Annotated in this window: 14 protein-coding genes; 8 read left to right on the top strand and 6 right to left on the bottom strand. The window is 70.4% G+C overall.

The features are described from left to right. Nucleotides 1-61 precede the first annotated feature (61 nt). The gene (locus FOH10_RS35665) at nucleotides 62-874 is read left to right on the top strand and encodes an AraC family transcriptional regulator (protein ID WP_186000853.1); all 813 of its coding nucleotides are present in this window, start codon (nucleotides 62-64) and stop codon (nucleotides 872-874) included. Nucleotides 875-979: 105 nt separating this feature from the next. Then, nucleotides 980-2,863: an L-lactate permease gene (locus tag FOH10_RS15525; protein WP_143981249.1), complete on the top strand. Its 1,884-nt coding sequence runs from the start codon at nucleotides 980-982 to the stop codon at nucleotides 2,861-2,863. A gap of 39 nt (nucleotides 2,864-2,902) precedes the next feature. On the opposite strand, the gene galK is transcribed toward FOH10_RS15525, so the two are convergent. Further along, entirely contained in the window at nucleotides 2,903-4,000 is a 1,098-nt protein-coding gene (gene galK / locus FOH10_RS15520; RefSeq protein ID WP_143981248.1) for a galactokinase, read from the bottom strand. A gap of 240 nt (nucleotides 4,001-4,240) precedes the next feature. Beyond that, nucleotides 4,241-5,041 (bottom strand): carbonic anhydrase, encoded by an 801-nt coding sequence (locus FOH10_RS15515; protein WP_143981247.1) that lies wholly within the window; start codon nucleotides 5,039-5,041, stop codon nucleotides 4,241-4,243. A 276-nt stretch (nucleotides 5,042-5,317) separates the two neighbouring features. On the opposite strand from FOH10_RS15515, the gene FOH10_RS15510 reads away from it, so the two are divergent. Then, nucleotides 5,318-5,842 (top strand): Lrp/AsnC family transcriptional regulator, encoded by a 525-nt coding sequence (locus FOH10_RS15510; protein WP_244962000.1) that lies wholly within the window; start codon nucleotides 5,318-5,320, stop codon nucleotides 5,840-5,842. Here FOH10_RS15510 and ald read toward each other — a convergent pair. Both ald and FOH10_RS15500 read right to left on the bottom strand, forming a co-directional pair. Continuing rightward, nucleotides 5,839-6,948: an alanine dehydrogenase gene (ald, locus tag FOH10_RS15505; protein WP_143981245.1), complete on the bottom strand. Its 1,110-nt coding sequence runs from the start codon at nucleotides 6,946-6,948 to the stop codon at nucleotides 5,839-5,841. The genes FOH10_RS15510 and ald overlap by 4 nt on opposite strands. Before the next feature lie 132 nt (nucleotides 6,949-7,080). Further along, nucleotides 7,081-7,959: an RNA polymerase sigma factor SigF gene (locus FOH10_RS15500; protein WP_143981244.1), complete on the bottom strand. Its 879-nt coding sequence runs from the start codon at nucleotides 7,957-7,959 to the stop codon at nucleotides 7,081-7,083. A gap of 267 nt (nucleotides 7,960-8,226) precedes the next feature. On the opposite strand from FOH10_RS15500, the gene FOH10_RS15495 reads away from it, so the two are divergent. Genes FOH10_RS15495 through FOH10_RS15485 form a run of 3 tightly spaced genes read left to right on the top strand, consistent with a single transcriptional unit; the run spans nucleotide 8,227 to nucleotide 13,142 of the window. Continuing rightward, nucleotides 8,227-8,904 carry a PAS and ANTAR domain-containing protein gene (locus FOH10_RS15495; RefSeq protein ID WP_244962083.1) on the top strand — a complete coding sequence of 226 codons (678 nt, stop codon included), beginning with the start codon at nucleotides 8,227-8,229 and terminating at the stop codon, nucleotides 8,902-8,904. A gap of 40 nt (nucleotides 8,905-8,944) precedes the next feature. Beyond that, nucleotides 8,945-9,295 (top strand): STAS domain-containing protein, encoded by a 351-nt coding sequence (locus FOH10_RS15490; RefSeq protein ID WP_143981242.1) that lies wholly within the window; start codon nucleotides 8,945-8,947, stop codon nucleotides 9,293-9,295. Nucleotides 9,296-9,314: 19 nt separating this feature from the next. Then, on the top strand, nucleotides 9,315-13,142 hold the full coding sequence (locus tag FOH10_RS15485; RefSeq protein ID WP_143981241.1) for a SpoIIE family protein phosphatase: 3,828 nt from the start codon (nucleotides 9,315-9,317) through the stop codon (nucleotides 13,140-13,142). A 3-nt stretch (nucleotides 13,143-13,145) separates the two neighbouring features. Here FOH10_RS15485 and FOH10_RS15480 read toward each other — a convergent pair whose 3' ends face one another. Both FOH10_RS15480 and FOH10_RS15475 read right to left on the bottom strand, forming a co-directional pair. Beyond that, nucleotides 13,146-13,868 (bottom strand): S1 family peptidase, encoded by a 723-nt coding sequence (locus FOH10_RS15480; protein WP_244961999.1) that lies wholly within the window; start codon nucleotides 13,866-13,868, stop codon nucleotides 13,146-13,148. 200 nt (nucleotides 13,869-14,068) lie between these two features. After that, a complete protein-coding gene (locus FOH10_RS15475; protein WP_143981240.1) occupies nucleotides 14,069-14,305 on the bottom strand; it encodes a hypothetical protein in 237 nt (78 codons plus the stop codon). Nucleotides 14,306-14,751: 446 nt separating this feature from the next. Here FOH10_RS15475 and FOH10_RS15470 point away from each other — a divergent pair, with 446 nt between their 5' ends. Then, nucleotides 14,752-15,975, top strand: coding sequence for a glycosyltransferase 87 family protein (locus FOH10_RS15470; RefSeq protein ID WP_244961998.1), 1,224 nt, complete (start codon nucleotides 14,752-14,754; stop codon nucleotides 15,973-15,975). A 62-nt stretch (nucleotides 15,976-16,037) separates the two neighbouring features. After that, nucleotides 16,038-16,502 carry an SRPBCC domain-containing protein gene (locus FOH10_RS15465; protein ID WP_244961997.1) on the top strand — a complete coding sequence of 155 codons (465 nt, stop codon included), beginning with the start codon at nucleotides 16,038-16,040 and terminating at the stop codon, nucleotides 16,500-16,502. The last annotated feature ends 40 nt before the right edge of the window (nucleotides 16,503-16,542 follow it).

Raw genomic sequence — 16,542 nt, 5'->3', positions numbered from 1 at the left:
GCACGTGCAAGCCCGGGGGTAAGCACATTCCCGCCCGAGCTGACGGCGATAGGCTGTGCGGGTGAAAAAGGCAGGTGAGCACGCTCGACTGTGGACCGCCGCGGCCAGCCCCCGGGTGGAATTGCTCGCCGCGCGATTCGAGACCTTCGCCTTCGATCGGCACAGTCACGAACAGCTTTCCGTCGGCGTCATCGAACAGGGCGCGGAAGGGCTGCACATGGCGGGCGGGAAAGTGGTGATACCCGCCGGACAATTGGTGATCATCAATCCCGGACAGGTGCATACCGGATTCGCCGCCGCGGAATCCGGCTGGCGTTACCGGATGTTCTATTTCGACACCGAGTTGGTCGAGGAGTTGGCCGGTGAACTGCTCGGCCGGTCCGACGTCTGGTTTCCCGAGACGGCCGTGCGCGATGACGAGTTGTTCGCCCGGCTGCGCGGCGTCCACCGCGAACAGGAGCTGACCGGTGATCCGCTGACCGCCGAATCCCTGCTGCTGGCGGGATTGGGCGCGGTGCTGCGTCGGCACGCCCGCCCCGGTCGGGCGGGTGCGGCCGGGACACCGCCGCGCCGGGGTCTGGACGTGGCCAGGCAGGTCCTGCACGACCGGTGGGCCGAGTCGGTCACCATCGCCGAACTCGGTGCCGCCGCGGGGATTCCGCGAGCGACCCTCATCACCGCCTTCCGGGAGGCGTACGGGCTGCCGCCGCACGCCTACCTGCTGCGATTGCGCGCCAATCGTGCGCGTCGACTGCTGCTGGCCGGGCGGCCACCGGCCGAGGTGGCGGCGGCGACCGGATTCGCCGACCAAGCGCATCTGACCCGGATCTGCAAGCGCTACTTCGGGGTGACACCGGGCGCGATCCGGCCCTGATGCCCTGCGGCCCTCGCGGGCCGAGATTTTCGTTCAAGACCGCCGACCGTCGCCGCCGTCAGGCTGGGTGCGCATTCGGTACGCGAGGAGAGAGCGGAGGCGGCAATGGTGTTGGTTGCGGCGGTGATCCCGCTGGTGGTGGTGTTGGGAATGATCACCGGGCTGCGCCGTCCGGCGCACTGGGCCGCGGTCGCGGGGGTGGGGGCGGCGGTGCTGCTCATCGGATGGCGGCCGGAGTTCGCGCTGCCTCGGGCCGCGCTCGGCACCGGGGCGGCGGGCGCGGGCCTGCTGGTCCTGAACGCGGCGGCGGTCATGCTGCCCGGCGTCTACCTCAGCCAGGTGCTTACCCGCCGGGGTGTGCACGAGTCGCTTCAGGAATGGGTGCGCGGGCTGCCGCTGTCGGGGCCCGCCAAGGTCGCGCTGGTGGTCGCGGGCATCGCGCCCATGGTGGAGGCGCTCACCGGCTTCGGGGTGTCGCTGCTGGTCACCGTGCCCGTCCTGCTGGCGCTGGCCCCGCCCGCCACGGCACTGCGCCAGGCCATGCTGGGCATGAACATCATGCCGTGGGGCACGCTCGGCCTGGCCACCGTGATCGGCGCGGCGCTCACCGACCTGCCGCTGCCGACCCTGGGCACCGCCACGGCGGTCACCAGCGCCCTGGTCTTTCCCCTGGTGACGGTCTGGGCGGCGCTGCTGGCCCGACCGGAGCACCGGCTGCGCACCACGGTGCAGGCGGCGGGGGCGGGCGGACTGCTCGCACTCACTCTGCTGATCTGCAACCACCTGGGCGTGGTGTCGCCCGCGGGTGTGCTGGCCGGGTTGTTCACCACGGCCGTCGGCCTGCTGCTGTGCGCCGCCCGGCGGCCGTCGGAAGCCGCGCCGACGGCCGAAGCGACCGGCGAGGCCACCGCGGCGGGAACTGCGGGCCGGAATCGGGCCCACCCGCGGCAGAAGACGGGTTCGCGAGATATGAAGGCCCGCCGGACATTACCCGCCGCGCACCCCACCGCCCGAGATGGAGTGTGGAATGCGGGTGTGTCGCGGTTCGCGCGGGGCGGGACCGGACGTGGTGCGCCGAATCGGAGTGCCTCGAGCTTCTCGGGTGGTGCGACCGGGGGCGGCGGCGAGGGTGGGTGCGCGTCGCGCAGCTCGCGTGCCGTGGCGGTGGGCGATGCGGATCGGGGATGGCTGCGACGATTGTCGCGAGGCGCGGGCACGGGTGGCGGGGTGATACCTCGGCGGGGTGGAATGGCTCGGGGTGGGGGCGTGGGCGCTGGTGAACGCCGACCCGCGTTCGGGCTCGGCGACGGGTCCGTGCGTCCCGGGCGGTTGGCTCCGCCGGGGACGGTGCTGTACGCCTACGGGCTGGTGCTGGGTGGTATCGCGACGTTGCGCGCGGCCACCGCGGTGGGTGTGCCGTCCGTGGCGCTGCACGCGGGCGGTGCGAGTTTCGCGCTGCTGGCGTCGCCGGGTCTGCCGCTGCTGGTGGCGGCGCTGGTGTTGGACCGGGGGCGGGTGCGGTGGGCGGAAGTGCGGGCCGCGCTGGTGCGCGTGGGGCGGCCGCTGCTGGCGCTCACCGGATTCGTCGTGCTCGGGCGGCTCATGGTCGACAGCGGCATGATCGAACGGGTGGGCGGGGCGGTGGCGGCGGCCCCGCCGCTGGTGATCGCGCTGGCGGCACCGGCGCTCGGCATGCTCGGCGGTTTCGTCACCGGATCGAATGTGGGCGGCAACGTGTTGACGATGCCGTTGCAGCAGCAGCTCGCGCCGTCCGGGCTGGACGTCTGGTTCGCGGCCGTGCAGAACAGCGGTGCGGGCCACGCCGTCTTCACCTCGCTGCCGATGATCATGCTGATCCTGACGGTCGCGGGTGACCGAGCCAGCGGTGCCGGGGTCTCGGAGAATACGCTGCTGCGCTTCGGGTTACGGGTGGCGTTGGCGATCTACGCGGCGCTGGCGGCGATGATCGTGGCTCTATCGCTGGTGTGACAGCGGCCTTCGTACCGACGATCACCTTCGTACCGACGATCAGGAGATGCGCCGCGCGCCGGGGGAGGGGAGCGCCACGAACCACTTCGGTGCGGCGAAACCGCAAGCGCGGAAACGCTTCTCGACCTCCTCGGCGATCGGCTCGGCGGCGCCGCGTTCGGTGAGCGCCACCATGCTGCCGCCGAATCCGCCGCCGACCATGCGCGCGCCGAGCGCGCCCGCCGCCAGCGCGGTGGTGACGGCGGTGTCGAGCTGCGGCGTGGACACCTCGAAGTCGTCGCGCAGGGAGGCGTGCGCCACCGTGAGAACCGGTCCTATGGTGCGCGGATCCGCCCCGGTGTGCAGCGCGTCGGCCACCGCCAGCACCCGGGCGTTCTCGGTGACCACGTGGCGGGCCCGACGGCGCAGCAGGGGATCGACGAGGGTGTCGACCGCGCGCGGGTCGGCGACCTCGCGCAGGGTGGTGACCCCGAGCGCGGTGGCCGCGGCCTCGCACTGCTGGCGGCGGCGCGCGTATTCGCCGTCCACCAGCCGGTGCGGGGTATCGGTGTCGACGACCAGCAGCTCCAGTCCCGCCCCGGCCAGATCGAAGGCGACCTGCTCGTGGTCGCCCTTGCCGAAGTCCAGGAAGAGGGCGTGCCCGGCGGTGCAGAGCATGGCGGCGGATTGGTCGAGAGTGCCGGTGGGCGCACCCACGTAATCGTTCTCGGCGGTGCGGGCGATATCGATCAGCTCGGGCACCCGCACCGGAAGGTCGAACAGATCCCGCAGCGCGAGCGCCACCGCACACTCGACGGCGGCCGACGACGACAGGCCGGCGCCGATCGGCACGGCACCGTCGAGCTCGAGGGTGACACCGGGGATGCCGTGCCCGCGGCGCTGGAACTCGTACACCACGCCGAGCGGGTAGCGCGCCCACCCGGCGACCGATGCCCGCCCGAGCTCCGCGACCGCGACGTCGATCCGCTCACCCGGGTGCTGCCGGGAGGTAACCCGCACGCGCCCATCGGTTTCCGTCGCCGCCGCGCACCGCACCACCTGCGGTAGCGCGATCGGCAGGGCGTAGCCGCCGTTGTAGTCGGTGTGCTCACCGATGATGTTCACCCGACCCGGCGCGGCCCACACACCCCGCGTCATCGCACCTCCCACTGATCGCGCCACCGCTGGCGGTTCCCGGTCCCGGTTCCTTGTCCGTCCGATGCAGCGATAGCCGCTGCGTTCTTTCCTACACCCCGGCACCGTCGATCGTGGCGATCTCGGATCGACGCCCGCCGTGGCGGTCGGATTCCAACGTGGAAACTGACTGGTCGGCCACCTGCGATGGGTCGCGGCACACCGGTCGCTCGAGGCTCGCGTCGTGGCCGGTTCGGGCGTGCGTCAGCCGCCCGCCAGCAGGACCGGGCGGCCGTTGCGGGGCTGGGTGGGGCGGTTGCTGTGCGGGAACAGGGCACGGTAGCGGTCGGCCTCCCGGGCCGTCACCCGGACGGGTTCGCGCAGCACCGTCCATGCCACGCCCTCGGTACAGGGCGGGGTGGTGAGCGATCCGCCGTAGCGGAACTGGGCGTGATCGGTGGGGAGCAGGGTACGCAGGTCGAATGGGCCGGTGGTGTGGGAGCCGCCCGGGGGCGGCAACTCGGCGAACAGGGGTGTGAACGCCGAGGGTGCTGGTCCGGTCTCCATGAGCACCGCGACCACCGCCAGGTTGCCCCGGGCATCGGTGTGTACGAGGTGCAGCTCCATGACGGTGCCCACGCCGTCGACGGTGTGCTCGCTCGGCGTGTGGAAGTGGAACTGGGTCAGCGTGTACCGGCGGCCGTCCAGAACGATGTGGTGGCCGCCGGCGGCGGGCACGGCCGCCTGCAGGGTGTGCCCGTTGTCGGTCAGGGCGACCGCGGGCAGCGGGCCGTAGGCGAAGGTCAGATGGTCGGCGGGATCGAGCGGGGTGTGGCGGGGCAGATCGATGGGGGACTGCTGGTGGCCCACCCGGCAGGCCAGGAAGCGGTGGTCCAGATCGGCCCAGTGCTCGGGACCGTCGGCCGCGTAATCCCAATGCGGGCGGGCGGGCTCGCCCTCGGCGGCCGAGCGCGCCCCGAGGGCGGCGGGCAGTGCGAAGAGGGTCAGCGCGGCGAGGGCGCGACGGCGGGTGAGCGGAACGTGCGGACGGGAAGCAACCGGCACCGGCACAACTCCTTGCGACAATGCGCCTGACGGCGTGGTCGGGAACCGGCACGAGGTGCGACGGAATACGGCAATCCTGTGGTCGATTGTCCTATTTGCTACGAATGTTCTTTTGGAACAAGGGATTTCGCGTTCGTGCCGTCGTGAGCGTATGCCTCGGCGGCCCGGTAGCGCCAGCCCCGCGAGCGGCGACCTGCGTCACAGCGGATCCGCCGCGCCCGCGCGGCGTGGTGCGGACCGGCCGATGCGATCCCGAACATTCGGTACGGTAGGCCGGTGAGCAGGAAGGATTCGCCCGCGCGTCCACCCGTACCGCCGACCTCCGGGCGTGGCCCGGTCGCGATCGACGCCATCGATCGAGTCCTACTGGATCACCTGGCACGCGACGGGCGAATGACCAACAACGCCCTGGCCGAGGCGGCCGGTATCGCGCCGTCGACCTGCCTGGGCCGGGTGCGTTCGCTGGTGGAGCGGGGCGTCATTCGCGGCTTCCATGCCGATATCGACCCCGCCGCGCTCGGGCGCGGCCTGCAGGCGATGATCGCGGTTCGGCTGCACGGCAATTCGCGCAAATACCTCGCCGAATTCGGGCGGCAGCTGGCGGCGCTCCCGGAGGTCCTCAACGTCTACTTCATCGCGGGGGCGGACGACTACCTTATCCATGTCGCCACCGCCGACACCGACGGGCTGCGCGGTTTCGTCGTCGAACATCTGAGCGCGCACCCCGCGGTATCCGCGACCGAGACCATCCTCATCTTCGAACATCTGCGCCCGGCGGGTACCGAGCGCGACCGAACCTAGACGCCGACCAGTTCGTGCGCGGCGTAGCCGTGCGCCGCCGCCACGGACTCCGACAGCAGTCGGCCGCGGTCGGTGCTGAGCCCGGCGGCCAGGCCCGGATCGGCCGCCACCGCATCCCGCCAGCCGCGGTCGGCCAGCGCCGTGACGTAGGGCAGGGTGGCGTTGGTGAGCGCGATGGTGGACGTATTCGGCACCGCCCCGGGCATATTGGCCACGCAGTAGAAGATGGAGTCGTGCACCCGGTAGGTGGGTTCGGCGTGGGTGGTCGGCCGCGAATCGGCGAAGCAGCCGCCCTGGTCGATGGCGATGTCGACCAGCACCGAGCCCGGCTTCATCTGGGCGACAAGGTCATTGGAGACCAGGGTGGGCGCCTTGGCCCCGGGCACCAGCACCGCGCCGATCACCAGATCGGCCTCGCGCACGGCATCGGCGACCTCGTAGGCGTTGGAGGCGACGGTCCGCACCCGGCCGTCGTACTGCTCGTCGACGGCGCGCAGGCGCGCGATGTTCAGGTCCAGCACGGTGACCTCGGCGTGCAGGCCGACCGCCATGGCGATGGCATTGCCGCCCGCCACGCCCGCGCCGATCACGGTCACCTTGGCCGGGCGCACCCCCGGCACCCCGCCCAGCAGCGCACCGCGCCCGCCCTGACTGCGCATGAGGTGGTACGCGCCCGCCTGCGGGGCCAGCCGCCCGGCGACCTCGCTCATCGGGGCCAGCAGGGGCAGTGAGCCCTCCGGACCGGTGACCGTCTCGTAAGCGATGGCGGTGATGCCGGAGTCCAGCAGTGCGTCCGTGCACTCCTGCGACGCCGCCAGGTGCAGGTAGGTGAACAGCACCTGATCGGCGCGCATCCGGGAGAACTCCTCGGCCACCGGCTCTTTCACCTTGAGCACCAGGTCGGCCCGGTCCCAGACCTCGTCGGCGGTGTCGAGGACGCGCGCGCCCACCGCCGCGTAGGCGTCGTCGGCGAAGGCCGAGCCCACCCCGGCTCCGGCCTCGATGAACACCTCGTGCCCGCGCGTGACGAGTTCGTGCACACCGGCGGGTGTGCAGGCCACGCGGTATTCGTGGTTCTTGACCTCGCGGGGGATTCCGATCTGCACCGGCACTCCTGACTGTCGTATTGGTCTCGGTGAGCAGCTTCGGAGTGAAAGTATGAAAATAATGCGAGATCAGGTCCAGTGAACTGAAGATGATTCGTGAATCCAGGGGACTCACGATGAAGTGTGCGAAATCTAGCGCACGCTGAGCGCCGATCTCGAATCATCTTCGGCGGGTTCCGGGTCCGCCAGCGCCTCATCCCGCAGCCGGGTCAGCGTGCGCGACAGAATGCGGGACACCTGCATCTGGGAGATGCCGAGTCGATCGGCGATCTGGCTCTGGGTCATGGCGCCGAAATAGCGCCAGATCAGGATCTGCCGCTCCCGCTGCGGCAGCCGCGCGATGAGCGGCCGCACCGCCATGGCGTCCTCCAGCAGCCGGTAGCAGGGCTCCTCGGTGCTCAGGCGCTCCACGGCCGGAGTCGAGCTGTCGCCGTCCTGGTCTCGAACGGTCATGTCCAGCGAATCGGTGGTGTAGCAGTTGGCCGCGATCATGGCCCGGCTGATCTCGGTCACCTCCACCTCGAGTTCCACGGCGAGTTCGCGCGCGGTGGGTATCCGCCCCAGCCGGTGGGCCAGGACCTCGGTGGCCGATCCGATCCGGCCGTGGATCTCCTTGGTGTGCCGGGACACCCGCACCGACCAGGTGTGGTCGCGGAAATGGCGGCGCACCTCGCCCATGATGGTCGGCACCGCGAAGGACAGGAAGGCCGCGCCGCGCGTGTGGTCGAAGCGATCGACCGCCTGCACCAAGCCCACCCGGGCGGTCTGCAACAGATCGTCGAACGGTTCGCCGCGGTTCGCGAAGCGGCGGGCGATGTGCTCGGCCAGGGGCAGGCCGAGGCGCACGATCTCCGAACGCACCCGCTCGCGGCGCGGGTCGTCCGATTCGAAGGCGGCGAGCCGGGCGAACAACGGCTCGAGGTGTTCATAGCTGTCACCGCGGCTGCCACGTCGCCGGGCCGACGCGGAAGCGTCGGCGGCGGTGGTGCGCGCAGGGGTCGACTCAGCCATCGGGTTCTCCTCGTTCCCTCCGACTTCGTCGAACCGGCGGCTTTCTTCACCGAGTCGACGTACTTTCCGGGGGTGCCCACTTCCGGCATCCGTCAAACCTCCCCGCCCCGCGCGCGGAGAGCGATCCGGACCCCTGTCAGAGCATATGCCGCACAGCACTTTTGAGCGGATCCGGCGAGCCGCTCGTACGGGAGTTCGAGGGGTGGGATACTCCGTGGAGTGAAGGGGCCAGTGCAGATTCCGGAGAGCGGTCCGGACGCGTACGAGATCACCGCGACCGGGCAGCAGCGGCAGGTCGTGGGCACATTCCGCTTCTGGTTCGTCGGGCAGCGCTGGGAATGGTCCGACGAGGTGGCGCGGATGCACGGATACGCACCCGGCACCGTCGAACCGACGACGGAGCTGCTGCTGTCGCACAAGCACCCCGACGACCGGGCGCACGTCCAGGACATCCTGGACTACGCCCTGCACTCCGGGGAGTCGTTCTCGAGCCGACACCGCTTCGTCGACACCGCCGGGCGCATCCACAATGTGATCGTGGTGGCCGACCGCATGTTCGACGACGCGGGCGCGGTGGTCGGCACCTCGGGGTATTACATCGACCTCACCGACACCATCGCCGAGACGGCGCAGACCATGCTCGACGAGACGCTGCCCGGCCTCTTCGAGAATCGCGCCGTCATCGAGCAGGCCAAGGGTGTGCTCATGCGCATCTACCGGATCACCGCCGAGCAGGCGTTCCAGGTGCTGCGGTGGCGGTCCCAGGAGACGAATACGAAGCTGCGCGATCTGGCCGCGCAACTGATCGCGGAACTGGATTCCGTACCGCCTGCCCCGCCGAATGTGCAGAGCCGCTTCGATCATCTGCTGCTCACGGTGCACGAACGCATCCCGCCGCACTCCGGTCCACACGGTAGCGCCGCGCCGGAGGACCGACGCCCGTAATCTCGACGGCGGTATACGACGGTTGGAACTGGGACGGCGGATGAATCGGTTGCGGGTCGACCACGAGGTGGACCACGATGCGGTGACGGTGCGAGCCGAGGGCGATGTGGACATCAGCAGCGTCCACACCCTCACCGAGGGGCTGCGAGCCGCCCTGGAGTCGGCCCTGGAACATCCGGCCCGGCTGCTCGTCGTCGACCTCGACGGTGTGACGTACTTCGGCAGCGCCGGACTGAACGCCCTGCTCGACTGCCACGAACACGGAATCGACGCCGGGATATCCGTGCGGCTGGTGGCCTCCGACCTGCGGGTGGTCCGGCCGCTACAGGTGACGAACCTCGACAGCGTGCTGGCCGTCTATCCGACATCGGCGCAGGCCAGGAAGCACTGAGGATCGTCAGGAGGCACCCATGACCGCACCCCCGCCGTCCGGCCCCGCGATCCCGCCCGACCTGCGCGCCGCGATCGCGCTGGGTGGTGAGATGGGGCGGCGGTTCGCCGAATTCGATTGGGCCGCACACCCGCTCGGTGTGCCGGCGGACTGGCCCGCGGAGCTGCGCACCAGTGTGGCCGTGGCGCTGACGTCGCGGTTCCCCATTCTGCTGTGGCTGGACGCGCGGGAGCTGTTCCTGGTCTACAACGACGCCTACCTGCCGATCCTGGGCGATCGGCACCCGGCCGCCCTGGGGCGAGCCGGACGCGAGGTGTGGTGGGATATCTGGGAGTCGATCGGCCCCATGCTGACCAGCGTGGTCGACACCGGGGCCGCCACCTGGTCGGACGATCTGATGCTGCCGCTGCTGACCGAGGGGCGTCCGCAGGAACGGTATTTCACCTTCAGCTACAGCCCGCTCGTCGCCGCCACGGGCACGGTGTGCGGGGTGTTCTGCGCCGTCACCGAGACGACCGAGCGGGTGCTCGGCGAACGACGACTGCACGCCCTCAATGCCGTCAGCGCGGCGGTCATGGAATCGCGCACCGTGCACGACGCGGTGCGTGCGGCGGTGACGGTGTGCACTCAGCAGGCCGCCGATCTGCCCTTCATCGCGGTGTACGCGGAAGACGCCGACGGTCGCGATCTCACACTGCACGGGGCGAGTGCGGCGGTGGCACCGCTGCTGCCGCCGTCGCTGTCGGACCTGGCTCCCGGGTCGCCCGCGCGGCCCACCCGGGCCGACAGCCGGGAGATCGCCGATCTGCCCGCGGTCGTTCCCGGCCTGGCGGAGGCTTTTCCGGACGGTGCTCCGGAACGGGCCCTGGTGCTGCCGCTGGGGGAGGGCACGATCATCGGGGCGCTGGTCGTCGGCATCAGTCCGCGTCGGCCGCTCGACGAGCAGTATCGCGGGTTCTGCCGCCTGCTCGCCGACCAGCTGGCCTCCGCGCTGGCCGCGGCGGTGTCCTATGAGCAGCAGTGCCGCCGCGCCGACGCGCTCGCCGAGATCGACCGGGCCAAAACGGCTTTCCTCACCAATGTCAGCCACGAGTTCCGCACTCCACTGACCCTGCTGCTCGGCCCGCTCGACGATGCGCTGGCGGAGGCCGACGCCGCGGACGCGGTCCTGGGCGACCGGCTGCACACCGCCCGCCGCAATGCGGGACGGCTCCTGCGACTGGTGGATTCGCTGCTCGACTTCTCCCGCGTCGAGGCCGGGCGAGCCACCGCCCGGCCGCGCTGCCTGGACGTGGGCGTGCTGACCGCCCATATCGCCGCCTCCTTCGCGGAGCTGTGCCAGCGCGCCGGGCTGACTCTCGAGCTGGACTGCGACACCGTGGCGGCCGATATCGACCCCGATATGTGGGAGACCGTCGTCCTGAACCTGCTGTCGAACGCGGTGAAGTTCACCTTCGACGGCTCGATCCGGGTCGAGGTGCGCGCCGAGGAACCGGACCTGTGTCGAATCACGGTGCGCGACACCGGTATCGGCATCGACCCGAACGACCTGGACCGGCTCTTCGATCGGTTCTATCGGGCCGACAACGCACGTGGGCGCAGCGTCGAGGGCAGTGGGATCGGGTTGTCGCTGGTGCGCGGCCTGGTGGAATTGCAGCACGGCACGGTGGCGGTGGAGAGCACACCGGGTCGCGGTACCGCGGTGATCATCCGGCTGCCGCGCTCGGACGCGACGCGGACCGTCGAATCCGGCATGCTGCCCAGCCTGGCGAACAATCCCTATGTCACCGAGGCCGGGCAGTGGCTCAGTCTCCCGGCCGAGCGGCGACCGCGTGGCGGCCGCCGGGAACTGGTGCTCATCGCCGACGACAACGCCGATATGCGAAACCACCTGGATCGCGTGCTGTCGGTCCGATGGGACACCATGGTCGTGGGCGACGGTGAGTCGGCCCTGCGCGCGGTCCGCGAGCATCGCCCGGACGCGGTCGTCGCCGATGTGATGATGCCGGGGCTGGACGGCTTCGAACTGTTGGCCGCGGTTCGCGCCGAACCGGAGTTGGCGTCGACGCCGGTGTTGCTGCTCTCCGCCCGCGCGGGCCGGGAGGCCGCGCGCGAGGGTTTCGCCGGTGGCGCGGACGACTACGTGGCGAAACCTTTCACCTCGCAGGAGCTGGTCGACCGGGTCGCGGCGCGGCTGGCCGCCGCGGCGCGGGAGCGGGCCGGACGGCTGCGCGGCGACGCGCTGGCGGTCGCCCTGGCGGCGGTGACCGGACTCGATACCGTGCTGCGCACGGCCGACACCGTCACGGCCGTCCTGGCCGCGCTGCTGGAATCATTGTCCGGTGCGGGCGTGCGGGGTGCGGCCATCGCCCTGCTGGACGCCGAAACAGATTGTGTGCGAACCGAATACATCAACACCGCGGATACTCCGGTGCGGGCGAGGCAGCAGGTGCTGGCACTGGACTCGCCGCTGCCCATCGTCGAGGTCATCCGCACCGGGCGGCTCGTCGTGGTCGGCGATGCCCACTCCGGCCACGGCACCGACGTGATCGGGGGTGTGGCCGACCACCGGTCCAGTGTCGCCTACCCGCTGCGCGATGGCGCTGATCGCGTGGTCGGCGCGGTCGCGCTGCTGTGGGCCGAATCGCGCACCTTCGCCGCCGAGGACCTGGATGTGCTGGCCCGCACCGCCACCGTCACCCAGACCGCGTTGAGCCGGGTGCGGACCATGCAGCGCGAGCATCGGATAGCCGTCGAATTCCAGGATCAGCTGTTGGATCTGGATCGGCGTTCGACCGCGGCGGCGGTGGCGGCGGTGTACCAGCCGGCGGGTGAGGCCATGCGCGTCGGCGGGGACTGGTACCTGGTGGTGCCGTTCCACGGCTCCGATCGGCTCGGCATCTCGGTGGGCGATGTGGTCGGGCACGGTCTGCCCGCCGCGGTGGTCATGAGCAAACTGCGTGCCGGGGTGGCGGCGGGCGCGATCACGGCGGCCGATCCGACCACGGTGCTGGAGTTGATGGATCGGTACGCGGCCGTGGTGCCCGGCAGCCGTTGCGCGACCGTCACCTACGCGGTGGTCGACAGCCGCGCGCGGACACTGGAGTACACCTGCGCCGGACATCCCTATCCACTGGTACTCGGCCCGGACGGTGCGGCGGGATTCCTGACCGGTGGCCGCCGGACGCCGGTCGCGGTGCCGCCGCCGGAGCGCGGCGGCACCGGTCGCGCGGATATCGCACCCGGCAGTGTCATCCTGCTGTACACCGACGGTGTGATCGAGCGGCCCGGGGAGAACCTCGACCAGGGTTTCGCGCGTTTGCGCGCGGCCCTCGCCGAATGCGCCGACCTGCCGGTCGCCGAGATCTGCTCGGAACTGCTGCGGCGCCTGGCGCCACCGCACGGATACACCGACGACGTGGTGCTGCTGGCGGTGCGTCCGGTGCACGCCACGGCGCGCAGCTTCGCCGCCGTGCTGCCCGCCGCGCCGGCGCAGGTGCCCGGTATTCGAGATCGGTTGCGGCGCTGGCTGACCGCGCACGACGTGGCCCCGGATCGCGAGTACGACATCCTGCTGGCGGTCGGCGAGGCGCTGGCCAATGCCATCGAGCACGGCGGCGGGTTCGATCCCCGTGCCACCGTGACACTCGAGGCATTCCGGCACGGGAAGTCGTTGGTCGCCACGATCAGCGATGCGGGCCTGTGGATTCCGGCCCCCACCACGCAGATCGACAGTGAGCGCGGCCGCGGGTTCACCCTCATGAACGGGTTGGCCGATGAGATCGACACCGTGCGCACCCCGAACGGGACCCGGGTGACCCTGCGGTTCGAGAACTGCGGGGCGTGATCGCTACAGCGGGCGGAATCCGGCGCCCACCACCCCGAGTCGGTCGATCTCGGCCAGTACCGCGGTGATCTGGTTGGAGACGTCCGGATCGTGGAACGGGTTTCCGGGCCCGGTGCAGGGCAGTTCGGAGGAGCCCGGCAGGCCGACGCCGGCGTTGATCATGCCCACCAGCTGGTCGCCGCGTAGCACCGGTCCGCCCGAGTCGCCGTGGTTCGCGCAGACCTGGCTGAGGAATTCGTCGGGGTAGGCATCCCACACCACCCCGCAGGTGAACCCGGTGGTGCGGCCGTTCTTGCACACCGTCTCCATCGCCTGGGCGGGAGCGCCGACCGCCGCGACCACGGAGGGGCCGACCTGGCGGACCGGGGTGACGCGGGCGGGGTCGAGTTCGATGACCGCCCAGTCGTGGTCGACGTCCTTGACCGCGGCGAAGCCGATCGGCCCGGCATGCGGATCGGCCTCCGCCCAGACCGCCACCCCCGCGTCCTCGGCGCAATGTCCGGCGGTGATGCCGACGAGACGGTTCTCGCGGTCGTAGCCCACCGCCGTCATGGTGCACAGCGCGACCATGCGCGGATTGCTGGTCTGCAGGGCGATACCCGAGCCGCCGCCGACCACCGGCCCGCCGTCGGCGTGTGCCGCCCCGGCACCCGGCCCGGCCAGCGCCAGCATGGTCATGACCGTTCCGGTCGCGACTTTGACGGTTGTACCCACTGTGTGAACCACGCCCACTCCCTTCCGATCCGACGACTGCGAGGTAATCCGTGCGAGCCTATGCCCGGGCGCGCAGATCAAGATCGAAAACCTGTCGTCGTTACGCGGTCTTGACCGCAGGTCGACCCGAAGTGAGATATTCCGGTTCGGCATACAGCACGGACAGGGGAGTGCGTCCTGGCGGACGCGGCGGTGCCGGGATCGGTGGGTGCTCAGCCGTCCTTGCGGGCGTGTCGGCCACCGCCGCCGGTGGGGACGGGGCGGATGGGCCATTCGGATGGGTCGGCCCACGGGGAGGTGACGGGCTCCGTCACGCGGGGGAGTTCCTCGGTGGGCCCGTCGAGTTCGCGTTGCAGTTGGTCGAAGAAGGCTTGCATGCTGCCGTAGCGGGTCAGGATTTCCGCCAGCAGCCGTTGTGCGTCGGTGTTCGCCGTGATCACCTCCGTCATCGTCCTCCACGCTTGCGGGGGAGTCCCGGTGCCCGGCCTCGGCCGTACACGCGACCGCACCGGCGGGGGCAGGGAGTCACGGGAGCACTGCCGCCCGCCGGTGTCGGCGTATTCGTGTACCGCGTCGGCCCCACAACGGGACGGGGCCGGGGGCCGCTTTGGGCGAGCAACCCCCAAACACTCCGAGCACGAGGCTGCTGGAAGGTAGCGGCAGATCGGCCGGGAGTCCGCCTGCCGCGCCTCGTGATCGGAATGCCCGTCGATACGGTAATGGGGCCGCCGCCCCGGGCACGGCATTGCACGCCCGATGGCACGGAATGTCAGAGGTTTCCGGCACGCACGGTCATAGGTTTCCGAGAATTCGCTCATCCGGCACGCGACCGGTCGGATGCCCCGCGGTTTTCGGGGCATGTCCGAGATCATCTGCTTAGGTAACCTAATCATCCGTGGACAAAGTGCGATCGCCGGAGGTGCCGCACTCCGCCCGAACGCTTCTCCTGCTCTCGGTGAGCGCGGTGGTCGCGGTATCGCTGCTGTTCACCACCGTCGACCCCTGGTTGGACAGGGTCGGGATCCTGGTCGGCGGTCTGGACGCGCACATCTATCGCGATGGCGCGCTGCGCATCCTGCGGGGGCAGCCGCTCTACACCGAGACCACGCTGTACGGGTTGCTGTACACCTACACGCCGTTCTCGACCCTGGTGTTCCTGCCGGTCGTGGCGGTGCCGTGGGCCTATGTGACCGATACCTGGCTGGCGCTCAATCTGATCACACTCCTCGGCTGTGTCGTGATGTGCTGGCGCATTCTCGGCTACCGGATCGGTCGCCGTCTGGTCGGCCTCAGCGCACTGCTGGCGACCATCTGCGTCTTCCTCGAGCCCGTCCGCACCACGCTGTACTACGGGCAGATCAATCTGATTCTCATGCTGCTCGTGCTGTGGGGTGTGTCGCGGCCGGAGCACGCCCGACTCCGCGGCCTCGGTGTCGGGCTGGCCGCCGGTATCAAACTCGTACCCGGCTTCTTCATTCTCTACTTTCTCGCGCTGCGCCAATGGCGTTCGGCCATGACCGCCGCGGCGGCCTTCGCCGCCACCGTCGTGCTGGCCTGGATCGTGCTGCCCGACGACTCCCGGCAGTACTGGGGCTCGACCTTCCTGCGCTCGGATCGCATCGCGCCCGACGGACATCCGGCCAATCAGTCGATTCGGGGCACACTCGCCCATCTGGCCGACGGTGCCGTGCCCACGTGGCTGTGGTTGCTGCTCGCGACGGGCGTTGTCGCCGTGGCCCTCACCGTCGTGGCGGCGCTGGACCGCGGCGGTGAACGCCTGCTCGCGGTCACTCTCGCGGGAGCGACCGCGAGTGCGGTCTCGCCGTTCTCGTGGAGTCACCACTGGGTCTGGTTCGTTCCGTTGTTCGTCTACTGTGTCCACCGCGCCCAGCGGGACGCTCGCTGGTGGGTCGCGGCGGGGGCACTGTGGCTGTGGACCGCGGCCTGGGCGTACCACTGGAACGACACCTGGGTAACGGTGGGGCTGTTCCTGTTTCCGCCGTCGTGGCCGGTCGCCCCGCTGCTCATGAACGGGTACGTGATCGCCTACGTCGTCCTGCTGATCGCGGCCGCGACGACGGTGTGGCGGGTTCGCTCGGTGCCGGGCGCGACCCAATAGGCAACCAACGGTTGCGCAATTCGCCGTCCGCCTCTAGGGTGATGTGCAACTAATGGTTGCGTATGGAGGTGGTCGTGGAATACGGCAGCATCGAACGTGAGATACATGTCGACGCCACACTCGAGGTGGTGTACGAGGTGGTGAGCGCCCCGCGGCACATGGCCCAGTGGTGGAGCGACGAGGCGGAATTCGAGGCGACCCCGGGCGCGGTCGGCGAACTCGCCTGGGGGAATCGGGAGCATGTGGAGGCCATGACGGTCGTTCGCGCCGACCCGCCGCGCCTGTTCGCCTTCCGCTGGTCCTATCCGGACGGCACCGCCGACGAGATCGCGGATTCGCTGCTGGTCACCTTCGAACTCGTGCCGTCCGGCTCCGGCACCCTGATCCGGCTCACCGAGACCGGATTCCGGGAGATGGGCTGGGCGGAAGCGAAATTGGCGCAGGAGTACGGCGAACACGTCACCGGCTGGGACTTCTACCTCCCCCGGCTCGGGGAGTACGTCACCCGCTTGGTGTCCGCGCCGTGACCGTCATCGACGACGAACTGTGGTCGGCCATCGGCGATCC

Origin of the sequence: Nocardia otitidiscaviarum (genome assembly GCF_007362295.1) — a bacterium.
Taxonomy (GTDB): domain Bacteria; phylum Actinomycetota; class Actinomycetes; order Mycobacteriales; family Mycobacteriaceae; genus Nocardia; species Nocardia otitidiscaviarum.
This window is presented reverse-complemented; position numbering and strand designations above follow the sequence as displayed.